This window comes from Sphingobium sp. R-21 (genome assembly GCF_049913335.1).
Classification (GTDB): Bacteria; Pseudomonadota; Alphaproteobacteria; order Sphingomonadales; family Sphingomonadaceae; genus Sphingobium.
Window position 1 is genome coordinate 2,677,418 of sequence record NZ_CP184374.1, and the last position, 22,263, is coordinate 2,699,680.

Consider the following 22,263-nt stretch of genomic DNA (forward strand, 5'->3'; position numbering starts at 1 on the left):
GAAATCAAATTACCACTTTCGAAGCAGTGGTATCAGCCGATCACGCCGCTTCCAGCTCATCGGCATCGGCGCCCTGGACCGGACCGGAATCCTGCCCCTTGGCATCGACGTCGCGGTCGACCAGTTCGATGATCGCGATCGGCGCCGCGTCCGAAGCGCGGATGCCGGCCTTGATCACGCGGGTGTAACCGCCGTTGCGGTCCTTGTAGCGCTCGGCCAGGACTTCGAACAGCTTGGTGAGCTGCGCGTCGTCCTGCAGGCGGGAATGGGCCAGACGACGGTTCGACAGGCCACCCTTCTTGGCGAGGGTGATCAGCTTCTCGACGTAAGGACGCAGTTCCTTCGCCTTGGGCGTGGTCGTCAGGATCTGCTCATGCTTGATGAGCGAGGCGGCGAGGTTGCGGAGCAGCGAGTTGCGATGCCCGGCGCTGCGCTGCAGCTTGCGATGACCAACCTTGTGACGCATTTTTCTTCCTTCGTTCGTTAAGGGGCCGTCTAGCGGGTCCCATCGAAATGCTATTTCGATGGGCGCCCTCTGGTACCCCAGACCAGGCGGCGTTCAAGGGCCGCCGCCCTATGCCCTTTCGATCGTCCGGCGGACCGTCACGGCAGTAAATCCCGTGACGTCAGTCGACGCCATGCGTCGCTGGCCGGTCGTTCGCATTCGCTTTGCGAACCGCCGCGCTGCTGCGCTGCGCGGCTCGCTTCGTCTCAGCCCAGCAGCTCCTGTTCGAGCTTCTTGGCCATTTCCTCGATATTTTCCGGCGGCCAGCCGGGGATGTCCATCCCCAGGCGCAGGCCCATGGACGACAGCACTTCCTTGATCTCGTTCAGCGACTTGCGACCGAAATTCGGGGTGCGCAGCATCTCTGCCTCGGTCTTCTGGACCAGATCGCCGATATAGATGATGTTGTCGTTCTTGAGGCAGTTGGCGCTGCGGACCGACAGTTCCAGCTCGTCCACCTTCTTGAGCAGGTAGCGGTTGATCTGGTTCGCGTCGCTCTCGCCTTCGCCAGCCGAAGCGCCGGAGGCGGCGCCCGTAGCCGGAGCGGAAGCGGGCAGGGCGTCCTCGAAATGGACGAACAGCTGGAGCTGGTCCTGAAGGATGCGCGCGGCATAGGCCACCGCGTCCTCGGGCGTCACGGTGCCGTCGGTCTCGACGGTCAGCGACAGCTTGTCATAGTCCAGTTCCTGGCCGACGCGGGTGTTGTCGACCTTGTAGGCGACCTGGCGCACCGGCGAATAGAGCGCGTCGATCGGGATCAGGCCGATCGGGGCATCGGCCGGGCGATTGGCGACGGCGGGGACATAGCCCTTGCCGACGTCGGCGGTCAGCTCCATGTTCAGGGTCGCACCCTGGTCCAGATGGCAGATCACCAGGTCGGGGTTCATCACTTCGATGTCGCCCACGGTGGTGATGTCGCCGGCGCGCACTTCGGCAGGGCCGGTGGCGGACAGCTGGAGACGGCGGGGACCGTCGCCTTCCATCTTGAGCGCGACCTGCTTGATGTTGAGGACGATGTCCGTGACGTCCTCACGCACGCCCGCGAGCGAGGAGAATTCGTGGAGGACGTTCTCGATCTTGATCGAGGTGACCGCCGCGCCCTGGAGCGAGGAGAGAAGAACCCGGCGCAGCGCATTGCCGAGCGTCAGGCCGAAGCCGCGCTCCAGCGGTTCGGCGACGAAGGTCGCCTTGCGCCTGCCGTCGCCCGCCACCTTGATCTCAAGGCTGTTGGGCTTCTTCAATTCCTGCCAGTTCTTCATGTTGACAGTCATGTATTTCCCCTGGGGATGTGGCCGAAACGTTCAAAATCCTGACCCGACAGGACGTTCCGACCGATGCAGATGGGTGAGCGGGCGACGCGTCCGCCGCCCGCCGACAAGCCGCGCGTCGTTATCAGACGCGGCGGCGCTTGGAAGGACGCACGCCGTTGTGCGGGATCGGCGTCACGTCGCGGATCGAGGTGATGTGGAAGCCAACGGCCTGCAGCGCGCGCAGGGCCGATTCACGGCCCGATCCCGGACCCTTCACTTCGACTTCCAGGGTGCGCACGCCATGTTCGGCCGCCTTGCGGCCGGCGTCTTCGGCGCAGACCTGCGCGGCGTAAGGGGTCGATTTGCGGCTGCCCTTGAAGCCCATCATGCCGGCCGAGGACCAGCTGATCGCATTGCCCTGGGCGTCGGTGATCGTCACCATGGTGTTGTTGAAGCTGGCGTTGACGTGCGCGACGCCGGCCGAGATGTTCTTGCGTTCGCGGCGCTTGATGCGCTGGGGTTCGCGTGCCATTTTGCTCTAATCCTACTGAAATCGTTAAAAGCGGAAGTGACCGGAGGGCCGAGCCGAAGGGGCTGACCCTCAACGATTACTTCTTCTTGCCAGCGATCGGCTTCGCCTTGCCCTTGCGGGTGCGCGCATTGGTGTGCGTGCGCTGACCGCGAACCGGCAGGCCCTTGCGGTGACGCAGGCCGCGATAGCAGGCGAGGTCCATAAGGCGCTTGATGTTCATCGCGGTTTCGCGACGCAGGTCGCCTTCCACCGTGTGATCGGCGTCGATGGCTTCGCGGATCTGCAGGACTTCGGCGTCGGACAGGTCCTGGACGCGACGGCTGTGGTCGATGCCCAGCTTGTCGGCGATCGCGACGGCGGTGTGACGGCCGATGCCGTGGATGTAGGTGAGCGCGATGATCACGCGCTTGTTGGTCGGGATGTTGACACCCGCAATACGTGCCATGGTAATCTGTACTCCTGCTCCACGGGGCGGTTGGCGCCACCCCATCTCAAAGCGTCAGGGCTGCAGTCCTTAGGCAGACGACAGCCGATTCGATAGGCCCCAAGACGCAAAAAAGACGGCCAGCGCCACAGCACTGCCGCTCGTGAGCGTGTCGGGAAGGGGTGCCCTTAGCGATTCGGCCCTTGGCTGTCAATGACGGGCGGCCGCGAAAGCGGTGAAATCCGGCGCTTCCGCGACCCTGAATCTCCAACCCGTCCGACGCATCGTCGCGCCCTTTTCGGGTTGATGCAATCCTGTTCCCTGGGGCATGAAGGCGCGATGCGCTTCACTCTGCCCTCCATCCTGTCCGTGGCCGCCCTGGCCGTGCTGGCTTCCTGCGTCGGCGCGCCTGCGCAGCGCGCACCTGCGCCCGTGCCCGCGCCGCGCCCGGCCCCCGTCGCCAGGCCCGCGCCGCCTCCACCCCCGCCGGCCAACTGGCAGGACCGGCCGACCACGGCGGGCGACTGGCGCTATCAGGTGGACGGCGCCGGATCGGTCGCCCTGTTCGGCGCCGACGCGCAAAGCAGCAAGTTCATCATCCGCTGCGACCGCGCGACGCGCCGCATCGCGCTTTTGCGGCCCGGCCCGGCGCAGGCGGCAATGACGGTGCGGACCAGCTATGGCGCGGTCAACTGGCCCGCAAGCGCCCCCGCCGGGACCATCGCCGCGACGCAGGCGATCCGCGCCGCGAGCGACGCCACGCTCGACCAAATCGCCTATAGCCGGGGCCGTTTCGCGGTCGAGGTGCAGGGCATGGAGATGCTGGTGCTGCCAAGCTGGGCGGAGGTGAGCCGCGTCGTCGAGGACTGCCGCGCCTAAGTCCTTGATTTCCGGTGAACTGCGTCGACGTGACGGTAAATCACCTGCGATCGGCGGACGCAGAAGTATGATTCGAAAAAAGAATTTTACAAGCCTTGAACTGGCGGCCCGTCTGATTCACATATCATTTCATAGACGGCGAAGGACCAGTATCCGGGAACGGCTATAGGGGCTTCAACTAGCGAAAGGAGGTGATCCGATGTCTCATGGTTCAGCAATGGGGTCGGTCAAGTCCATTCGGGGAACGCGCCGCTGAGCGACGCCATAGCGTCGGTTTTGCAGACATCCGGTGACTGTCGACTGCGGTTCCGCAGGCGAAGCGCCCTATCCGCAGAATAGCGCGAACCAACGTTTCCCTTGGGCGGCACTTCCGGCCGCTGACCATGTCAATGATGGGCCGCTGGAGACTTATCCCTCCAGCGGCCCCTCTCATATGTGGCGCGGTCTTGCCTGATATAGGCGCGCGAAGATCGCTCCTGCCTCACCCCGCGATCGATCCGTCCTAGCGCTCCACCCCCTTTGCCTTCCCCCAGGCCCGCGCCGCCGTATATCCGAGATAACCGGTGCCAAAGAGCGCATAGAGCGGTTCGGGCAAGGCACTGAAATAGGCCTGCATCGCCCGAATGATCCCCGCCGCCACGTCGGGGCGCACCCCGCCGATCAGCCCCAGCGGCACCGACCACAGCAGCAGTCCGTACATCACATAAAGAAAGGCGGGACGCGCCGACAGCGTCCACCGGTCGCGCGCGATGCGCCTGCGCGTAGAGGTCATGCCGACCCTCCTAACCGATCCGATTGGCAAGCCAGCCGTAAAGAAAGGCCTCGTTGGCGGGCCTGCTCTCGGCCAGCGCCAGATAGCGCTCGCCCTGAAGCGCCTCCAGCGCCTTGAGCAACACCTTCTCTCCCGCGGGCCCGCGCACGGCCAGGAATGCGCCCAGCGCGGCGAGCGTCCTCGCGCCCACGGCCCGATCCACCTTCACATCGGCATAATCCCGCCCGTTGCGGTTGAGGGCATTCAACGCCCGCTGAAGAAAGCCGCCCGCGACCGTGGCCCCCATGTTCACGGCCGTGTCGAACAGTTCCTCCGCCACCGCCGGAGCCAGTTCGGCGACAAAGGCGAAACCCGGCTTCTCCCAATAAAGCCGGCGATAGATCATCTCGGCCACCGACCTGGGCAGCGCCCGCATGTCGCCGCCATAGCCGTTTTCCCGCGCCACGCCTTGGGTGATGCCGAAATTCGTCGGACCGCCGCGATCCGCCGGATGGTTGCTGTAGCCGCCCTCCCGCGCGATGACCTCGTCGATCATAGCCGCAATATCCATGAAAACCGCCCTCCTGTTTCCGAAAGGCGGATCATTTATCCCATTTGGTTAGCTGTAGGACAGCGGAAAAGCGCTGAGGCAGGTCATCCGGCGAGGGAAGGAAACCAGGCAGGCTGAAAAAAGCCCTGCCGGAAATTTGGTCGGGACGAGAGGATTCGAACCTCCGACCCCCACACCCCCAGTGTGATGCGCTACCAGGCTGCGCTACGTCCCGACCGGAGCGGCGCAATTAGAAGCAGTTTGGCGAATATGCAAGCCATTCGATGCAGGCTTTTTGCGCATTCGTCGGAAACCCTAATCATGTTGCCTCAGCCGTGCGATCTGTGTTAGCCGCGCGCCCTTGATCTGTGGGCGTTTGTCTGCGCCCGCGACAGGACAAGAGAAGAAGGCGAAAGTCCCAAGCATGTTCATATCTCCAGCCTTTGCCCAAACCGCGGGCGGGGAATCGTCCGGCGCCTCCATGCTGGTTCAGATGGCCCCGCTGGTCCTGATCTTCGTCGTCTTCTACTTCCTGCTGATCCGTCCGCAGCAAAAGAAGATGAAGGACCACAAGGCCAAGATCGACGCCGTGAAGAAGGGCGATCAGGTCGTGACCGGCGGCGGCCTGGTCGGCAAGGTGGTCCGCGTCGACGATTTCTATGCCGAGGTCGAACTGGCGCCGGGCATGAAGGTGAAGGCGGTGAAGTCCACCCTGACCGACGTGATCGATCCCGCCACCGCCAAGCCCGCGAACGACTGAGACGTCCATGCTGAACTTTCCCCGCTGGGCGGTCTTTGCGATTCTGGCGCCGCTGCTGATCGGCATAGCCTGCGCCGTGCCGAGCTTCCTGCCTGACCGGGTGGTCGAGCAGTTGCCCAAATTCATGCAGACCCGCGTCAATCTGGGCCTCGACCTGTCGGGCGGCAGCCATTTGCTGCTCGAAGCATCGACGCAGGATGTGGCCAAGCAGCGGCTCGCCAATATGGAGGAGCAGGTCCGCACGGAACTGCGCCGCGGCGACACCAAGATCGCGATCGGCGACATTTCCAGCCGCGACGGGAAGTTGAGCTTCATGGTCCGCAACCCGTCGGAAGTCGATGCCGCCATCGAGCGCATCCGTCCGCTGACGCAGGGTGCGGGCCTCACCGGCCAGCGCGATTTCAATGTCGAGGTGGTGAACAGCTCCACCATCGTCATCACGCCGACCCAGGCGGGCATCGACAATGCGGTCAAGGGCGCGATGGAAGTTGCGACCGAAGTCATCCGCAAACGCATCGACGAGATGGGCACGCGCGAACCGACCATCCAGCAGCAGGGCGACAACCGCATCGTCGTGCAGGTGCCGGGCCTCCAGAATCCCAAGGCGCTGAAGGATCTGCTCGGCCAGACCGCGAAGCTGGAATTCAAGCTGGTCGACGTCAACGCCAACCCGGCCGAAGTCGCGCAGGGCCGCGCCCCGGTGGGCAGCGAAGTGCTGCCCTATCCGACCAATCCGGCCGGGCCGCCGATGATCGCCGTCTACCGGCAGGTCATGGTGTCGGGCGAAGACCTGACCGACGCGCAGCAGGGCTATAACCAGCAGGGCAACGAGCCGATCGTCAACATCCGCTTCAATGGTGCGGGCGGGCGCAAATTCGGCCAGGTGACGTCGCAGAACGTCAACCGTCCCTTCGCCATCATCCTGGACGGCAAGGTGCTGTCGGCGCCGAACATCAATGAACCGATCCTGGGCGGCAGCGCGCAGATCAGCGGCAGCTTCACGGTGGAAAGCGCGAACCAGCTCGCGATCGCGCTGCGGTCGGGCAAGCTGCCCGTCGCGCTGACCGTGGTGGAGGAGCGCACGGTCGGTCCGCAATTGGGCGCCGACTCGATCAAGGCCGGCCTTACCGCCTCGATCATCGCGGTCGTCGCCGTCGCGGCCTTCATGTTCCTGAGCTACGGCCGCTTCGGCATGTACGCCAATTTGGCCGTCGCCATCAACGTGCTGGTGATCCTGGGCGTGATGGGTATTCTCGGCGCGACGCTGACGCTGCCGGGCATCGCCGGCTTCGTGCTGACCATCGGTACGGCGGTCGACGCCAACGTGCTGATCTACGAACGCATCCGCGAGGAACGCCGTCGGGGCCGCAATGTGGTCCAGTCGATCGAACATGGCTATAAGGAAGCCAGCCGCACCATTTTCGAAGCGAACGTGACCCACGCCATCGCCGGCGGCATCATGCTCGCTCTGGGGTCGGGTCCGGTCAAGGGCTTCGCGATCGTGCTGCTGATCGGCATCGCGACCAGCGTGTTCACCGCCGTCACCTTCACGCGCCTGCTGGTGTCGCGTTGGGTTCGCGCCAAGCGCCCGACCGAAATCCACATCTGACGGGCGGAGAGAAACATGAAACTGCTTAAGCTCGTCCCGGACAACACCAATATCGGCTTTGTGAAGCTGCGCCACTGGGCCTTTGCCCTGACGGCGCTGCTGACCGTGGTCGCGGTCGGCGCGACCTTCTACAAGGGCCTCAATCTCGGCGTCGATTTCGTCGGCGGACTGATGATCGAGGCGAAGTTCGAAACGCCGCCGCAAACCGACAAGGTGCGCGGCGTGATCGACCGGCTGGGCGTGGGCGACGGTTCGCTCCAGCAGTTCGGCGATCCCAGGACAGTGCAGATCCGCCTGCCGCTGCCGGAACAGGGCGGCGCGGGCGCGGCCAACGCCATCGTCGAAAAGGCGCGCAAGGCGATGACGGCGGAATTCCCCGGCGTCACCTTCTCCCGCTACGACACGGTGTCGGGCAAGGTTTCGGGCGAGCTGATCCAGAACGGCGTGCTGGCGGTGATGCTGGCGGTGATCGGCATCGCGATCTTCTCCTGGTTCCGTTACGAATGGCAGTTCGGCGTCTCCACCTTCGTCGCGATCATGCACGACGTGCTGATGACGCTGGGCTTCTTCGCCATCACCCAGTTGGAATTCGACCTCAACATTGTCGCCGCCGTGCTGACGATCGTGGGCTATTCGATCAACGACAAGATGGTGATCGACGACCGCATCCGCGAAAACATGCGCAAATATCGCAAGATGGACATGAAGTCGCTGATCGACCTGTCGGTCAACGAGACGCTGCCGCGTACCGTCATGACCTCCCTCACCGTGCTGCTGGCGCTGGGCGCGCTGCTGCTGCTGGGCGGCCATGTGCTGCGCGGCTTCACTGCGGCCATGATGCTGGGCATCATCGTCGGCACCTATTCCTCGGTCTATGTCTCCTCCTCACTGCTGATCAGCCTTGGCCTGTCCCCCGCCGCGGCGGAGAAGAAGGCGAGCAAGGCCAATCCCGCCGCCCAGGCGGAGCGCATGGGCCCGCGCGACGACGGGGCGCGGCCCTGAACGGGAACAGGTCCGGGATAGAGCTGCGCCGCGATGATGCGGGGCAGGGGCCGATCGTCACCGGCTTTCAGGGTCGCGGCTTTCGCGTCAGGGACGATGTCTTTCCCGACGGCCTGCTGCTGTCTCCCGTGCGGGCGCTCGCCTGGCGCCATGCCCCCGCCGTCGATGCGCTGACCGTCGCGGATCTGGGCGACCTGCTCGACCTGGATGTCCCGCCGGAATTCCTGCTGGTCGGCACCGGCGCGGCCCTGCGCCAGCCGCCGCGCGCCTTCGTGCGCGAACTGGAAGGCCGCGGGATCGGCGTGGAGGTGATGGACAGCCGCGCCGCCGCCCGCGCCTGGGGCGTGCTGCGCGCGGAGGAACGGTGGATCGTCGCGGCCCTCATGCCGCTTGTCTGAGGGGGGCTGTCCGCCCCGCCTTGCGCTTTCCTCTTCCTTTGCCTACTCTTGGGGCAAGTTCCGGCGCCTCTCGGCGCTGGCGAAGAAGAAAAGAGATACGGCCATGGTGCAGCACAGCCGCCCATCGCCGCAGAGTTCCGGCCCGGCCGGCGGAATTTCGGGCAAGGGGGTCCGTTCCGGTCCGGGCAATGGGAGCAAGGCTGCGGCCCTCACTCCCCCGTCGAAATCACGGGGCCTCTTGCCTCACGCGCTGCGGGGCCGGGGGTCCTATGCGGCGATTGACCTCGGCACGAACAACTGCCGCCTGCTGATCGCCAAACCCTCGGCGGACGGCTTCATCGTCATCGACGCCTTTTCGCGTATCGTGCGATTGGGGGAGGGGCTTGCCGCTTCCGGCCGGATCAGCGACGAAGCCATCGAGCGGGCGATTTCGGCCCTCTCGGTCTGCGCCGACAAGCTGCGCCGCCGGCATGTCACGCTGGCCCGTTCGGTCGCGACAGAGGCCTGCCGCCGCGCCTCCAACGGGGCTGAATTCATCCAGCGGGTCTATCGGGAAACCGGCATCGCCCTCGACATCATCAGCGCGCAGGAGGAAGCACGGCTGGCGGTGCTGGGCTGCCACGCGCTGCTGGAGCCGGGCGATGGGCCAGCGCTGATCTTCGACATTGGCGGCGGGTCGACCGAACTGGTGCTGGTGGACGCCAATCGCGCGGGCGCGCCGCATATCGTCGACTGGGTGAGCGCGCCCTGGGGCGTCGTCTCCCTGACGGAGAGCGAGGCGTTCGATCATGCCGATCCCATGGACCGGCTGTCGGCCTATGCCCGGATGCGCGCGCGTGTGGCGGACGCCTTCGCGCCGCTGGCGCGCCGACTGCCCTCGCCGCAGGCCGATATTCGCCTGCTGGGCACATCGGGCACGGTGACGACGCTCGCCAGCCTGCATCTCGACCTGCCGCGCTACGACCGGCAGGCGATTGACGGGCTGATCGTCCCTTCCACGTCGATGCGGGCGATTTCGGCGCGGCTGTCCTCCATGCCGCTGGCGGAACGGCAGAAGCTGCCCTGCATCGGGACGGAGCGGGCCGACCTGGTCGTGGCCGGCTGCGCCATATTGGAATCCATCCTCGACATCTGGCCCGCCCTGCGACTGGGCGTGGCCGATCGCGGCATTCGCGAGGGCATATTGCGCGGCCTGATGGACCGCGACGGAGTGAAGATGTGAGAGGCACTGGTGCCGGCAAGGTGCGGGTCAAGACGGCGAAGGGGCGGACGGCACAGTCCACCCGCTGGCTCGAACGACAGTTGAACGACCCCTATGTCCGCCGCGCCAAGGCGGAAGGGTGGCGCAGTCGCGCCGCCTTCAAGCTGATCGAACTGGATGAGAAATTCCATTTCGTGAAGGGTTCCCGCGCCGTGGTCGACCTGGGCGTGGCGCCGGGCGGCTGGGCGCAGGTGGTGCGGAAACTCTGCCCCAAGGCGAAGGTGGTGGGCATCGACCTGCTGCCGACCGATCCCATTCCGGGCGTCACGCTGTTCCAGATGGACTTCATGGACGACAAGGCGCCCGTTCTTCTGGCCGAGGCGCTGGGCGACGCGCCCGACCTGGTCATTTCCGACATGGCAGCCAACACCGTCGGGCATGCGGCGACCGACCATCTGCGCACCATGGGACTGGTCGAGGCGGCAGCCATGTTCGCCGTCGAAAATCTGCGCAAGGGCGGCACCTTCGTGGCGAAGGTGTTCGCGGGCGGCACGGACGCCGACCTGCTCGCCATCCTCAAAAGGCATTTCACCACGATCAAGCACGCCAAGCCGCCGGCCAGCCGCAAGGGCAGCGTCGAATGGTATGTCGTGGCCCAGGGCTTCAAGGGGCGCGCCGAAGAAGGCTGATCCCGCTCATCTCTACCAAGAGATTGAAATGCCTGCCTGTTCCTGCGAAGGCAGGCCGTTTGGGGCGTTGGGGGAACATCATTGGTTTCGACGGTATCGACGGTCGCCTATCTGGGGCTGGAAGCGCGCGGCGTGGAGGTTCAGTGCCAGCTCGTGCCCGGCCTCCCCAATTTCATCGTCGTCGGCCTGCCTGACAAGGCGGTCGCGGAAAGCCGGGAGCGGGTGCGCAACGCCATCGCAGCCATCGGCCTGTCGCTGCCGCCCAAGCGCATCACCGTGAACCTTTCCCCCGCCGACCTGCCCAAGGAGGGGTCGCATTTCGACCTGCCGATCGCGCTGGCGCTGCTGGGCGCCATGGGCGTGATCGATGCCGAAACGCTTGCGGGCTATGTCGTGGTGGGCGAACTGGGCCTGGACGGCCGCATCGCCCCGACGCCTGGCGTGCTGCTCGCTGCGCTTCATGCCGGGGAGAGGGAACTGGGCCTCGTCTGCCCGGTGGCGCAGGGCGCCGAAGCTGCCTGGGCCGGCCAGGTGGAGGTAATCGCCGCGCCGGACCTGTTGGCGATCCTCAACCATTTCAAGGGCGCTGCCGCCCTGTCGCCCCCGCAGCCCGGCGAAGTGCAGCCGCCGGCGCGGACCGCCGACCTGCGCCAGGTCAAGGGCCAGGAAAGCGCCAAGCGCGCGCTGGAGATCGCGGCGGCGGGCGGCCATAATCTGCTGATGGTCGGCCCGCCCGGCGCGGGCAAGTCGCTGATGGCGAGCTGCCTGCCCGGCATCCTGCCCGAACTGACGCCGGGCGAGGCGCTGGAAACATCCATGGTGGCGAGCGTCGCCGGCACGCTGGAGAGCGGCCGGATCAGCCGCGCCCGCCCCTTCCGCAATCCGCATCACAGCGCCTCCATGGCGGCGCTGGTCGGCGGCGGGCACAAGGCACGGCCCGGCGAGGTCAGCATGGCGCATCTGGGCGTGCTGTTCCTCGACGAACTGCCCGAATTCCAGCGGACCGTCCTCGACTCGCTGCGGCAGCCGCTGGAGACGGGGGAAGTCACCGTCGCGCGGGCCAATGCGCATGTGACCTTTCCGGCGCGGGTGCAACTGGTGGCGGCGATGAATCCCTGCCGCTGCGGCCATCTGGGCGATCCCGCCTTGGCCTGTTCCCGCGCCCCGCGCTGCGCGGCGGACTATCAGGCCAAGGTGTCGGGACCGCTGCTCGACCGCATCGACCTGCATGTGGAGGTGCAGGCGGTGACGGCGGCCGATCTGGTCCTGCCGCCTCCCGCCGAGGGATCGGCGGAGGTCGCCGCACGGGTCGCGGCGGCACGGGCGGTGCAGACGCGGCGCTATGACGGCACGCGGCTTCGCACCAATGCCGAGGTGGATGGAGAAAGGCTGGAGGAGGTTGCCGGGCCGGATCAGGCCGGGCGCGAATTGCTGGCGCAGGCGGCCGCGGCGATGAAGCTGTCCGCCCGCGGCTATACCCGCGTGCTGCGCGTGGCGCGCACCATCGCCGACCTGGCGGGCGCGGAGCGCGTCGGGCGCGTCCATGTGGCCGAAGCGCTCAGCTACCGGCGGCGCGCCCCCGTAAACTGAGGGAGTTGAACTGACGGGGGCTTTCCCGTCGCCGCGCCAGGCTCAGGGCCTGCGAGGTTCCGCCATCACCACGTCCATGTCGGCCATGGCCAGCCGCAGCAGTTCCACCATGCTGTTGCGCGCGGCGGCGGTGTCGCGGGCGGCGATCGCCTGGTGGACCGCCTTGTGATCGGGCAGGGGGTCGCGCGGCAGCAGCTTCTTGCGATGCTTGAACGTGGTGGTCCAGCTTACCGCCGCCCCCACCGAACTTGCCAGCGCGGCCAGCGCGTCATTATGCGTCGCGGCCAGCACCGCATGGTGGAAACGCTGGTCCGCCGACCGGCCCTCCGGCGTGGAAAGTCCATGCTTCTCCATCTCGTCGAGCGCGGCCGCCATCACGGCCAGTTGCTCATCGGTCCGTCGCCGCGCCGCGAATTCGGCCGCCGCCGGCTCGATCACGCCACGCAGTTCGAACAGGTCGCGCACGAAATCGCGGTCCGGCTCGCCCGCGAACATCCACGCCAGCATTTCCGGGTCCAGCACGTTCCAGCGGCTGCGTGGCAGCACGCGGGTGCCCGCCTTGGGCCGGCTTTCCAGCATGCCCTTGGCGATCAGGATGCGCACCGCCTCGCGATAGGCGGTGCGGGATACGTGCAGCCGCACCGACGCCTCGATCTCGCCCTCGAACAGGTCGCCGGGCTTGTGGACGCCCGTCAGGATCGCGGTGCCCAATTGCCGGGCGATCGCCTGGTGGATGCGCAGCGAGCCCTCGTCCGTCGGAAATTTGCGTTCCGGTCCGTCCTTGCGCTCGCTTCCCACTGCCCTGTTCCCCCTGTTCAGTCCTCAAATGCCGTCGTAGGACAATGCCGGCCACAAAGAAAGGCGTCCGCCACCAACCGCAGCGGCGCGATGTCGGCGTCGATCGCCCGTTGTGCCACCAGATCGACGAAGCGGCGATACATGGCGGGATATTCCTGGTCCGGCGCCTTGAGCTGGATCTCCCCGTCCAGGCGCAGCATGTTGCCGCCTTCCGACAGCAGCAGGCTGCCGTTCGCGGTCTCGACCGCGATGTCCCATGTCTGCGGCCCCGTCTGGCGCCAGTCGAACACCGCCTCCACCGCCGCACCGGAAGCCGTCGCCATGCGCAGCGCGGCGCCGATCGGCGCGTCCTTGTTTTCCGGCACCTCCAGGCTGGCGGACAGCATCGTCACCGGCTCCGGCACGATTTCCGTCAGGATCGACAGGGCGTTGATGCCCGGATCGAACACGCCAAAGCCGCCCGCTTCCCAGATCCAGGGCTGGCCCGGATGCCAATGGCGGACATCCTCGCGCCATTGGATGTCGATGCGCCTGATGGTGCGCGACGCCATCCACGCCTTCGCCTGGGCGACCGCCGCGGCATAGCGGCTGTGCCAGCTTGCATAGAGGGTGACGCCCTGCGCGCGGGCAAGGGCGGTCAGCGCCTCCACTTCCGACACCGTGGCGCCGGGCGGCTTTTCCAGGAAGACATGCTTGCCCGCCAGCAGCGCCTGCCGCGCCGCCTGGTATCGGACCTGCGGCGGCTGGCAGAGGATGACGGCGTCCATGTCCCGCTCCCCGGCCAGCATCGCGTCCAGATCGGGATAGTTGTTCACGCCCTCCGCCTGCGCATTGCGGCTGGCGACCGCGACCAGCTCTATGCCCTCGGTCATCGCGATGGCGGGAAGATGCTGGTCGCGGGCGATCTTGCCCAGGCCGACAAGGCCTGCCCGGATGGTCATAGGACTTTCACCCTTGTCTGGCCTTCATCGGCCGCCCGGCGCAGGCCGTTGCGCACGGGCAGGATGAAGGGCGCGGCCTCCACCTCGAACACGTCGCCTTCCTGCGTCGCGAAGCCGTCCGAAAAGGAGAGGGTGGCCGTGCCGAAGAAGTGGACGTGGATGTCGCCCGGACGACGGAACAGACCATATTTGAAATGATGATGTTCCAGATTGTCGATGCGGTGGGACATGTTGGTTTCGCCCGATAGGAACGGCCTTTCCCAGACTGTCTCGCCGTTGCGGACGATGCGGCTGGTGCCGCGCAGATCGTCGGGCAGGTCGCCCAGCAGCAGTTCCGGCCCCAGGGACGCCTGACGCAGCTTGCTGTGCGCCAGCCACAGATAATTGCCCCGTTCGGTGACGTGATCGGAAAATTCATTGCCCAGGGCAAAGCCCAGCCGGACCGGCGTGCCGTCCGCGTCGATCAGGTAGATGCCGGCGACCTCCGGCTCCTCCCCGCCATCCTCCGCGAAGGCGGGCATGGCGAAATCCTCGCCGGGATGGATCAGGCTCTGGCCGTCGCCCTTGTAGAACCATTCGGGCTGCGCGCCGATGCCACCGTCGGCGGGCTTGCCGCCCTCCACGCCCATCAGGAACATGCGCATGCTGTCGGTCAGTTCACCCGCCGCGGCCGCCTTGTGCATCTTGTCGCGCCCTTCGGCCGAGCCAAGATGGGTAAGGCCGGTGCCCGCGACCAGCAGATGCGCGGCATCCTCATGATCGATGGGGCAGAGCAGCCGGACGGTGGAAAGGTCCACCGCTCCGCCCAGGCGCGCTTGCGCCATGGCGGCGAGGGCCGTTCCGGCCGCAATCGCCTCCAGCGCCAGCGCGCGGGTGGAGCTTGCGCCCTCCACGCGCCGGGCCGCGCCGCTGGCGTCGAGGGCGGCGACACCGCGACGGCCGCCTTCCTCGAACTGCACCAGCGAACGGATGGCGGACTGATCGGGGGACTGATCGGGGGGCAGGGTCACCGGGCGATCTCCAGCCTGCCCTCGACACGGCGGTTGAGCTGCCAGGGATTGGCGGCCTGCAGGGCGGGCGGCAGCACGGCGTCGGCCACATCCTGATAGCAGACCGGGCGCAGGAAGCGCATCATGGCGAGCGTGCCCACGGATGTGGAGCGCCCGTCGGAGGTCGACGGGAAGGGACCGCCATGGACCATGGCATGGGTCACCTCGACGCCGGTCGGCCAGCCATTGGCGAGCACGCGGCCGACCTTGCGCGACAGCGTGGGCAGCAGCCGGGCGGCATCGGCCTGATCGCTCTCCTCCATCTGCAGCGTCGCGGTCAACTGGCCCTCCAGATCGGCGATGGTGGCGATCATCTCCTCGACGGTCGCGCATTTGACGAGGATGGAGGAGGAACCGAACACCTCATGCGCCAGCGCGGGATTGGCGCGGAAGCGATCGCCGCTGGTGGCGAACAGCGCATGCTGCCCGCGATTGACGCCGTCTCCCGCGACGCCGCGCGCGACCGTGGTGACGCCCTCCGCGCTGGACAGGGCGGCGACGCCCTTTTCATAGGCGGCATGGATGCCGGGCGTCAGCATGACCTGCGCCGCATTGCCCGACAGCGCTTCTGCGGCCGAAGCGACGAAGCGGTCGAGGTCGGGGCTGTCGAGCGCGATCACCAGGCCCGGATTGGTGCAGAACTGGCCCGAAAACAGGGTCAGCGATCCGACGAAGGCAGTCCCCAGTGCCTCGGCGTGGGCGGCCAGTGCGCCGGGCAGCAGCACGACCGGATTGATGCTCGACATTTCGGCATAGACCGGGATCGGTTCGGCGCGCTCGGCGGCGATCTTCATGAGGGCCAGGCCGCCGCCGCGCGACCCGGTAAAGCCCACCGCCTTGATGCGCGGATCGGCCACCAGCGCGCCGCCAAGGTCGTTGGTCGTGCCGGGCAGGTAGGAAAATACGCCTTCATGCAGGCCGCTTTCCCTGACCGCCGTCGCGATGGCGCGGGCGACCAGTTCGCCGGTGCCGGGATGGGCCGGGTGGCCCTTCACCACGACTGGGCAACCCGCCGCGAACGCCGATGCCGTGTCGCCGCCCGCAACGGAGAAGGCGAGCGGGAAGTTGGACGCGCCGAACACGGCGACGGGGCCGACCGACTGGTTGACGCGACGCAGGTCGCTGCGCGGCAGCGGCTGGCGCTCCGGCAGGGCCTTGTCGATGGTCGCGTCCAGCCAGTCGCCCTGGCGCACATAGCCGGCGAACAGGCGAAGCTGGCCGACGGTGCGGCCCCGTTCGCCCTCCAGCCGGCCGCGCGGCAGGCCGGTTTCGCTCATGGCCGTGGTGATCAGCAGGTCGCCAATCGCCATGATGCCGTCCGCCACCGCCTCCAGAAAGGCGGCGCGGGCGTCTGGCGTCAGGGTCGAGAAGCTCTCGAACGCGGCATCGGCCAGCGCGCAGGCGTCCGCGACATCGGCGGCCGAGGCGTTGTGGAAGGCGACCTCGCCCTTCGCGCCGGTCGACGGGTCGATGGCGAAGAAGGGTGCGCCGCCCTGGCGCTCGCTCGCGCCGACAAGGATGGCTCCGTTGAACATGGGGAAAACTCCGAAAAGGGGATCAGTGCCGAAAGGGGATCAGTGCCGAAAGGGGATCAATGCCGAAAAGGGGATCAGTGATTATCGCGCGGCAGACCCATGGTCTGGGCGATGCGCTGATATTTTTCCGCGCCCTCCAGGATCGCGCCGGTATTGAGCTGGCCGACCACGGAGCGCTGGATTTCCTGCCAGGGCGTCTGCGAGGCGGGATAGGGATAGCCGCCCTCGGTCACCAGCTTCGCCCGGCGGCTCGCCAGTTCCTCGTCGGAAATGAGGACGTTCACCACACCCTTGTTCAGGTCCATCCGCACCCGGTCGCCGGTCTGGAGCAGCGCAAGGCCGCCCATCGCCGCCGCTTCGGGCGAGGCGTTGAGGATGGAGGGACTCCCGCTCGTGCCCGACTGGCGCCCGTCCCCGATGCAGGGCAGGGCGGACACGCCCTCGGTGATGAGATAGGCGGGCGGCCGCATGTTCACCACCTCCGCCGCGCCCGGATAGCCGACCGGACCCGCGCCGCGCATGAACAGCAGCGTGTCGGGCGTGATGCCGACGGCGGGATCGTCGATCCGCGCATGATAGTCCTCCGGTCCGTCGAACACGACCGCCGGTCCTTCAAAGGCATTGGGATCTTCGGGATTGGACAGATAGCGCTGGCGGAACTCGTCCGAAATCACGCTGGTCTTCATCACCGCCGCGTCGAACAGATTGCCCGACAGGACGAGGAAGCCGGCTTCTTCCTTCAACGGCTGGGCGAAGGGACGGATGACCTTTTCATCCTCGATCTCCGCGCCCCTGCAATTCTCGCCCATCGTCTTGCCGTTGACGGTCATGGCGCCCTCGCGGATCAGTCCCTGCCCGATCAACTGGCCGACCACGGCCGGAACGCCGCCGGCGCGATAATAATCCTCGCCCAGATATTCGCCCGCGGGCTGGAGGTTCACCAGCAACGGCACCCTGTGCCCCACCGTCTCCCAATCCTTGAGCGGCAGGTCGACACCGACATGGCGCGCGATCGCGGTCAGGTGGATCGGCGCATTGGTCGACCCGCCAATGGCCGAGTTCACCACTATGGCGTTGTGGAAGGCGTCCAGCGTCAGGATGTCGGAGGGCTTCAGGTCCTCCGCCACCATCTCGACGATGCGCTTGCCGGTCCGATAGGCGACCTCCTGCCGGTCGCGATAGGGCGCGGGGATCGCCGCCGAACCCGGCAGCATCATGCCCAGCGCCTCGGCCAGCGAGTTCATCGTCGTCGCCGTGCCCATGGTGTTGCAATAGCCGGTGGAGGGTGCCGACGACGCCACCAGCTTGATGAAGCCCTCATCGTCGATCTTGCCCGCCGCCAGCAATTGCCGCGCATGCCACACGATCGTGCCCGAACCCGTCCGCTCGCCCTTGAACCAGCCGTTCAGCATCGGCCCGACCGACAGCGCGATGGCGGGGATGTTGACCGTCGCCGCCGCCATCAGCAGCGCGGGCGTCGTCTTGTCGCAGCCCGTGGTCAGCACTACTCCGTCCAGCGGATAGCCGTACATCGCCTCGACCAGTCCCAGATAGGCCAGGTTGCGGTCCAGCCCCGCCGTCGGCCGCTTGCCGGTTTCCTGGATCGGGTGGACGGGAAATTCCAGCGCAATGCCGCCCATTTCGCGAATGCCCTCGCGCACGCGCTCGGCCAGCACCATATGATGGCGATTGCACGGGCTGAGGTCGCTGCCGGTCTGGGCGATGCCGATGATCGGCTTGCCGCTGCGCAGTTCTTCCAGGCTGAGGCCGAAATTCAGGTAACGCTCCAGATAGAGCGCGGTCATGTCGATATTGTCTGGATTGTCGAACCAGGCGCGGCTGCGAAGCTTGTTAACGGGCTTGGACGAATCATTCATGGAAAAGGCACCTGTCGAAGAAAATGACCATTTTATTCCGGGCAAGTTGACCCGCTTGCCTCTCCGATATACTCATACAAATAGAATATCAAGGATGCTTCGGACAAAGTGATGGATTTGATGGGCCGCTATGAGGTTGTCGGGGACTGGGGCACCAGCCGCCTGAGGCTGTTCCGGGTGGAGCAGGGCCGCGTGACGGCGCGTCATGACGGCCCCGGCATCGCCGCGGCGCGGGGACAGGCGGAGGCGGCCTTCGCTGCCACCATCGGCCCCTGGCTGGACCAGGCCGCACCCGCGCAGATCCGCCTGTGCGGCATGGCCGGCGCCCGCGACGGCTGGGTGGAGGCGCCCTATGCGGACTGTCCGGCCGACGCCGTCGCCTGGCGCATGGCGTCGGCCCGGTTCGAATGGCGTGGCGTGCCCGTCGCGATCATGGCCGGCCTTGCCTGCACGAACCCGAACGGCGCGCCCGACGTGATGCGCGGGGAGGAGACGCAGATCTTCGGCGCCATCGCGCGCGATCCCGCGCTGGGCCAGGGCCGCCGGCTGGTCGTCCTGCCCGGCACGCACAATAAATGGGCGGTGGTGGAGGACGGCCATGTCACCACCTTCCGCACCATGCCGACGGGAGAGCTTTTCGCGCTGCTGCGGGACCATTCCACCCTCGGCGCGCAGACCGACCAGTCCGATCCCGCGCAGGAGGCGCAGGGCTTTGCCGAAGGCCTGGCGCGTGCGGAGGGAGGGCGGCTGCTCTCCTCCCTGTTCGCCGCGCGGAGCATGCGGCTGCGGGCGGGGCGATCGGCCCAGTGGGCGGCGGGCTATCTGTCCGGCCTGCTGATCGGGGCGGAGATCGCGGAAGTCGCGGACATGCTGGAACAGGATGACGATATCCTGCTGATCGGCGACGGCCGCCTCTCGATGCTCTATGTCCAGGCGCTGGGCAGGCGGGGGCTGGCGACGCAGGTGCTGGAGGGCGATGCCTGCGCGCTCGCCGGCCTCGGCCTTTCCTGATGAGGGATGGGGACCATTTCATTCCCCCACCTCCTGCTGGCGGGAGCATTCGGCGTCCCCGGCGCATCTGCCCTATTCCAACGGAGTACCACCATGACCCTCGATGATTTGCTGGCCGACGGCGCGCCGCCTATTTGCGCGATCCTGCGCGGTCTCCGGCCGGAAGAAGCGCTGGAGATCGGCGACGTCCTGATCGAATCCGGCATCCGCATTCTCGAAGTGCCCTTCAACTCCCCCGATCCGCTTCGCAGCATCGCTGCAATGCAGGCCGAATATGGCGATCGCGCGCTGATCGGCGGCGGCACGGTACTGTCCGTGACGGCGGTGGAGGAACTGCATGGCGCTGGCGGACGGATCATGGTGACGCCCAATAGCGACATGCAGGTGATCGCGCGCGGGGCGGAACTGGGACTGGAGCTTCTCCCCGGCTTCATGACGCCCAGCGAGGCCTTCGCCGCGGTGCAGGCCGGCGCGCGCCGGATCAAGCTGTTTCCCGCCGCCCGTCTCGGCCCCGCTTATGTAAGGGCGCTGAAGGACGTGCTGCCCGGCCATGTCGGCATCTGGGCGGTCGGCGGCACCGGCGCGGATTCGATCGGGGAATGGCTGGCCGCCGGCTGCGAAGGCATCGGCGTCGGCGGTGCGCTCTACCGGCCGGGCGACGGCGGCGCCTCGGTGCGGGACCGGGCGGTCGAACTGGTCGCCGCCTGGCGGCGGTCGCTCTGACCGCCGGGAGGCTTCATCCCGCCTGCCGCGCGTCGTCTCGGTCCAGCATGTCGCGAACCTTGGCGGCCAGCTCGGCATAGGTGAAGGGCTTGGTCAGCAGTTCCACGCCCGGATCGAGCCGGCCGTGATGAATGATGGCGTTGCGCGCATAGCCGGTGGCGAACAATATCCTCAGCCCCGGCTGCTGCGCCCGCGCCTGCTGGGCCATGTCGGCGCCGGTCATGCCGCCGGGCAGGATGACGTCGGTGAACAGCAGGTCGATGGGCTCCGACGCCATTTCCAGCGCCTGCAGCGCCGCCGCGCCGTTGTCCGCCTCCATCACCCGATAGCCCAGTTCCTTCAGCACATCGACGGTATAGGCGCGCACCTTGTCGTCATCCTCGCAGACCAGCACCGTCTCGTCGCCGCCGCATACCGGCGTGGCCCGGCTGACCGTGCCCGTGTCATTGTCGGGCAGGGGGCCGTAGAAGCGCGGCAGGTATATCTTGACCGTCGTGCCATGGCCGCGTTCGGAATAGACGCGAATATGGCCGCCCGACTGCTTGATGAAACCATAGACCATGGACAGGCCCAGCCCGGTGCCGCGCCCGACCTCCTTGGTGGTGAAGAAGGGCTCGATCGCGTGGCTCAGCACGTCCTCGTCCATGCCCTGGCCCGTGTCGGATACGCTGATCAGCACATATTGGCCGGGCGACACTTCCGCCTCCTGCGCGGCGTAAGCCTCGTCGATATGGGTGTTGGCGACCTCTATGGTCAGCTTGCCGCCGTCCGGCATGGCATCGCGCGCGTTCACCGCCAGGCTCAGCAACGCATTCTCCATCTGGTTGACGTCGACCTCGACCGGCCAGATCCGCGCGCTCTGGATCGTCTCCACCTCGATCGTCTCGCCCAATGTGCGGTTGAGCAGGTCGGACATGCCGCTCACCAGCCGATTGGGATCGATTCGTTCGGGCGCCAGAGGCTGGCGGCGAGAGAAGGCGAGCAGCCTTTGCGTCAGCAGCGCCGCGCGCTCCGCGCCCGCCATCGCATTGTCCGCCGCGCGCCGCAGCCGCGCCTGATCCTCGGGAAGGTCGCGTTGCAGCAGTTCCAGATTGCCGGTGACGATCTGCAGCAGATTGTTGAAATCATGCGCCACGCCGCCGGTCAACTGGCCCAGCGTCTCCATCTTCTGCGCCTGTCGCAGCGCATCCTCGGCGTCCGCGAGGGCCCGCGCACGGGCGCGCTGCTCGGTCACGTCGCGGGCGACGCAATAGACGAGGTTGTTTTCGGGCACCGCCGTCCAGCTGAAATTGCGGTAGCTGCCGTCCTTTGCCCGGAAACGGTTCTCGAACCGCGCCGTCGGCATGCCTTGCGCCAGGGCGGCGATTTCGCCCCTGGTCTTCGCCAGATCGTCGGGATGCTCCATCCATTCGGACGTGCGGCCGATCAGCTCGGCCTCGCTCCAACCCAATATGTCGGTCCAGGCCGGGCTGGCGGCCAGCCACGTGCCGTCCCGGTCAGCGACCAGGAAGGGGTCGCGCGCCAATGCCCAGAGACGGGCGCGATCGGCGCGCATCTCCTTTTCCGCTATCACCCTCTTGGTGGTCTCGCTGACGATGCAGAGCGCGCCGCCGATGGAGCCGTCCGCCTCGTAGACCGGCGAATAGTTGATGTCGAAGAACACCTGTTCGCCCAGCCCGCCGGCCCGCTCGATATAGAAGGGCCGGTCCTTGGCATGCACCGGCTGCCCCTGTTCGACGACGGAGCGCAGCAGCGGCTCCAGATCGTCCCAAAGCTCCGTCCACCCCTCCCGCGCCGGGCGGCCGAGCACGCGGGGATGCTTGTCCCCGATCGTGGGCGCATAGGCTTCATTATAGAGCGCGCAGAGCTCCGGACCCCAGAACAGCACGATCTCCGCCTGCGACGACAGCATCAGCCGGACCGCCGACACCAGCGCCGGGGACCAGCCGTCAACCGGCCCCAGCGGCGACCCGGCGTCGATGCGCGCGGTCAGCGCGCCCAGCGCGCCCTGGGCGGCGATCATCTCCCCTATGCCCCGCGCGCCGCTCATTGATTATCCTCGATCAATATGCTCATGGGACGAGATACGCCCCTCCCGCGCTTTGTATCCCTTCATGCACAAGGCGTTATGACCTTTTGTTCATGGTTCAGGGTTATCCTTGCAACCCGCGGGACAAGCGCGCATGGAT

General features: G+C 66.9%; 22 protein-coding genes and 1 tRNA gene. 10 read left to right on the forward strand and 13 right to left on the reverse strand.

The genetic code is table 11. The features are described from left to right. Positions 1-40: 40 nt before the first annotated feature. From rplQ to rpsM, 4 genes are all read right to left on the reverse strand, one after another. Entirely contained in the window at positions 41-466 is a 426-nt protein-coding gene (gene rplQ, locus ACN9MX_RS12810) for a 50S ribosomal protein L17 (protein ID WP_133652635.1), read from the reverse strand. 245 nt (positions 467-711) lie between these two features. Next, complete coding sequence (locus tag ACN9MX_RS12815) at positions 712-1,776, reverse strand: DNA-directed RNA polymerase subunit alpha (protein ID WP_363830601.1); 1,065 nt, start codon at positions 1,774-1,776, stop codon at positions 712-714. Positions 1,777-1,897: 121 nt separating this feature from the next. Beyond that, entirely contained in the window at positions 1,898-2,287 is a 390-nt protein-coding gene (gene rpsK, locus ACN9MX_RS12820) for a 30S ribosomal protein S11 (protein WP_004208752.1), read from the reverse strand. Positions 2,288-2,363: 76 nt separating this feature from the next. Then, on the reverse strand, positions 2,364-2,732 hold the full coding sequence (gene rpsM / locus ACN9MX_RS12825) for a 30S ribosomal protein S13 (RefSeq protein WP_097090689.1): 369 nt from the start codon (positions 2,730-2,732) through the stop codon (positions 2,364-2,366). Between the two features lie 318 nt (positions 2,733-3,050). Here rpsM and ACN9MX_RS12830 point away from each other — a divergent pair, with 318 nt between their 5' ends. After that, positions 3,051-3,590, forward strand: a complete 540-nt coding sequence (locus ACN9MX_RS12830; RefSeq protein ID WP_363830604.1) for a hypothetical protein — start codon at positions 3,051-3,053, stop codon at positions 3,588-3,590. A 502-nt stretch (positions 3,591-4,092) separates the two neighbouring features. Here the strand turns inward: ACN9MX_RS12830 and ACN9MX_RS12835 are convergent. From ACN9MX_RS12835 to ACN9MX_RS12845, 3 genes are all read right to left on the reverse strand, one after another. Then, positions 4,093-4,362: a 3TM-type holin gene (locus tag ACN9MX_RS12835; RefSeq protein ID WP_363755454.1), complete on the reverse strand. Its 270-nt coding sequence runs from the start codon at positions 4,360-4,362 to the stop codon at positions 4,093-4,095. A gap of 10 nt (positions 4,363-4,372) precedes the next feature. Next, the gene (locus ACN9MX_RS12840) at positions 4,373-4,912 is read right to left on the reverse strand and encodes a glycoside hydrolase family 108 protein (protein WP_363830606.1); all 540 of its coding nucleotides are present in this window, start codon (positions 4,910-4,912) and stop codon (positions 4,373-4,375) included. Between the two features lie 137 nt (positions 4,913-5,049). After that, positions 5,050-5,126: transfer RNA gene (locus ACN9MX_RS12845), tRNA-Pro, on the reverse strand. A 189-nt stretch (positions 5,127-5,315) separates the two neighbouring features. On the opposite strand from ACN9MX_RS12845, the gene yajC reads away from it, so the two are divergent. From yajC to ACN9MX_RS12880, 7 genes are all read left to right on the forward strand, one after another. Beyond that, the gene (gene yajC, locus ACN9MX_RS12850) at positions 5,316-5,651 is read left to right on the forward strand and encodes a preprotein translocase subunit YajC (protein ID WP_363738575.1); all 336 of its coding nucleotides are present in this window, start codon (positions 5,316-5,318) and stop codon (positions 5,649-5,651) included. Between the two features lie 7 nt (positions 5,652-5,658). Beyond that, the gene (secD, locus tag ACN9MX_RS12855; protein ID WP_426387044.1) at positions 5,659-7,260 is read left to right on the forward strand and encodes a protein translocase subunit SecD; all 1,602 of its coding nucleotides are present in this window, start codon (positions 5,659-5,661) and stop codon (positions 7,258-7,260) included. Between the two features lie 15 nt (positions 7,261-7,275). Next, positions 7,276-8,262 carry a protein translocase subunit SecF gene (gene secF, locus ACN9MX_RS12860; RefSeq protein ID WP_363738577.1) on the forward strand — a complete coding sequence of 329 codons (987 nt, stop codon included), beginning with the start codon at positions 7,276-7,278 and terminating at the stop codon, positions 8,260-8,262. A gap of 113 nt (positions 8,263-8,375) precedes the next feature. After that, entirely contained in the window at positions 8,376-8,660 is a 285-nt protein-coding gene (locus ACN9MX_RS12865; protein ID WP_414714660.1) for an MTH938/NDUFAF3 family protein, read from the forward strand. Between the two features lie 103 nt (positions 8,661-8,763). Further along, a complete protein-coding gene (locus ACN9MX_RS12870) occupies positions 8,764-9,882 on the forward strand; it encodes a Ppx/GppA phosphatase family protein (protein ID WP_363738579.1) in 1,119 nt (372 codons plus the stop codon). Next, complete coding sequence (locus tag ACN9MX_RS12875) at positions 9,879-10,550, forward strand: RlmE family RNA methyltransferase (RefSeq protein ID WP_363738581.1); 672 nt, start codon at positions 9,879-9,881, stop codon at positions 10,548-10,550. Before ACN9MX_RS12870 ends, ACN9MX_RS12875 begins: the two co-directional genes overlap by 4 nt. A gap of 81 nt (positions 10,551-10,631) precedes the next feature. Next, positions 10,632-12,140, forward strand: coding sequence for a YifB family Mg chelatase-like AAA ATPase (locus tag ACN9MX_RS12880; protein WP_363830609.1), 1,509 nt, complete (start codon positions 10,632-10,634; stop codon positions 12,138-12,140). 42 nt (positions 12,141-12,182) lie between these two features. On the opposite strand, the gene ACN9MX_RS12885 is transcribed toward ACN9MX_RS12880, so the two are convergent. From ACN9MX_RS12885 to ACN9MX_RS12905, 5 genes are all read right to left on the reverse strand, one after another. Beyond that, positions 12,183-12,938, reverse strand: a complete 756-nt coding sequence (locus ACN9MX_RS12885; RefSeq protein ID WP_133652647.1) for a FadR/GntR family transcriptional regulator — start codon at positions 12,936-12,938, stop codon at positions 12,183-12,185. A 17-nt stretch (positions 12,939-12,955) separates the two neighbouring features. Further along, positions 12,956-13,879, reverse strand: coding sequence for a Gfo/Idh/MocA family protein (locus ACN9MX_RS12890; protein ID WP_363830612.1), 924 nt, complete (start codon positions 13,877-13,879; stop codon positions 12,956-12,958). After that, on the reverse strand, positions 13,876-14,889 hold the full coding sequence (gene araD1, locus ACN9MX_RS12895) for an AraD1 family protein (RefSeq protein ID WP_363830614.1): 1,014 nt from the start codon (positions 14,887-14,889) through the stop codon (positions 13,876-13,878). Before araD1 ends, ACN9MX_RS12890 begins: the two co-directional genes overlap by 4 nt. Continuing rightward, positions 14,886-16,463, reverse strand: coding sequence for an aldehyde dehydrogenase (NADP(+)) (locus ACN9MX_RS12900; protein ID WP_426387045.1), 1,578 nt, complete (start codon positions 16,461-16,463; stop codon positions 14,886-14,888). Before ACN9MX_RS12900 ends, araD1 begins: the two co-directional genes overlap by 4 nt. Positions 16,464-16,537: 74 nt before the next feature. After that, entirely contained in the window at positions 16,538-18,340 is a 1,803-nt protein-coding gene (locus ACN9MX_RS12905; RefSeq protein ID WP_363830619.1) for an IlvD/Edd family dehydratase, read from the reverse strand. A 111-nt stretch (positions 18,341-18,451) separates the two neighbouring features. On the opposite strand from ACN9MX_RS12905, the gene ACN9MX_RS12910 reads away from it, so the two are divergent. Both ACN9MX_RS12910 and ACN9MX_RS12915 read left to right on the forward strand, forming a co-directional pair. Beyond that, on the forward strand, positions 18,452-19,351 hold the full coding sequence (locus tag ACN9MX_RS12910; protein ID WP_363830622.1) for a 2-dehydro-3-deoxygalactonokinase: 900 nt from the start codon (positions 18,452-18,454) through the stop codon (positions 19,349-19,351). Positions 19,352-19,444: 93 nt separating this feature from the next. Further along, positions 19,445-20,074 carry a 2-dehydro-3-deoxy-6-phosphogalactonate aldolase gene (locus tag ACN9MX_RS12915; RefSeq protein ID WP_363830625.1) on the forward strand — a complete coding sequence of 210 codons (630 nt, stop codon included), beginning with the start codon at positions 19,445-19,447 and terminating at the stop codon, positions 20,072-20,074. A 13-nt stretch (positions 20,075-20,087) separates the two neighbouring features. Here ACN9MX_RS12915 and ACN9MX_RS12920 read toward each other — a convergent pair whose 3' ends face one another. After that, positions 20,088-22,124, reverse strand: a complete 2,037-nt coding sequence (locus tag ACN9MX_RS12920) for a hybrid sensor histidine kinase/response regulator (RefSeq protein WP_363830628.1) — start codon at positions 22,122-22,124, stop codon at positions 20,088-20,090. Between the last annotated feature and the right edge of the window lie 139 nt (positions 22,125-22,263).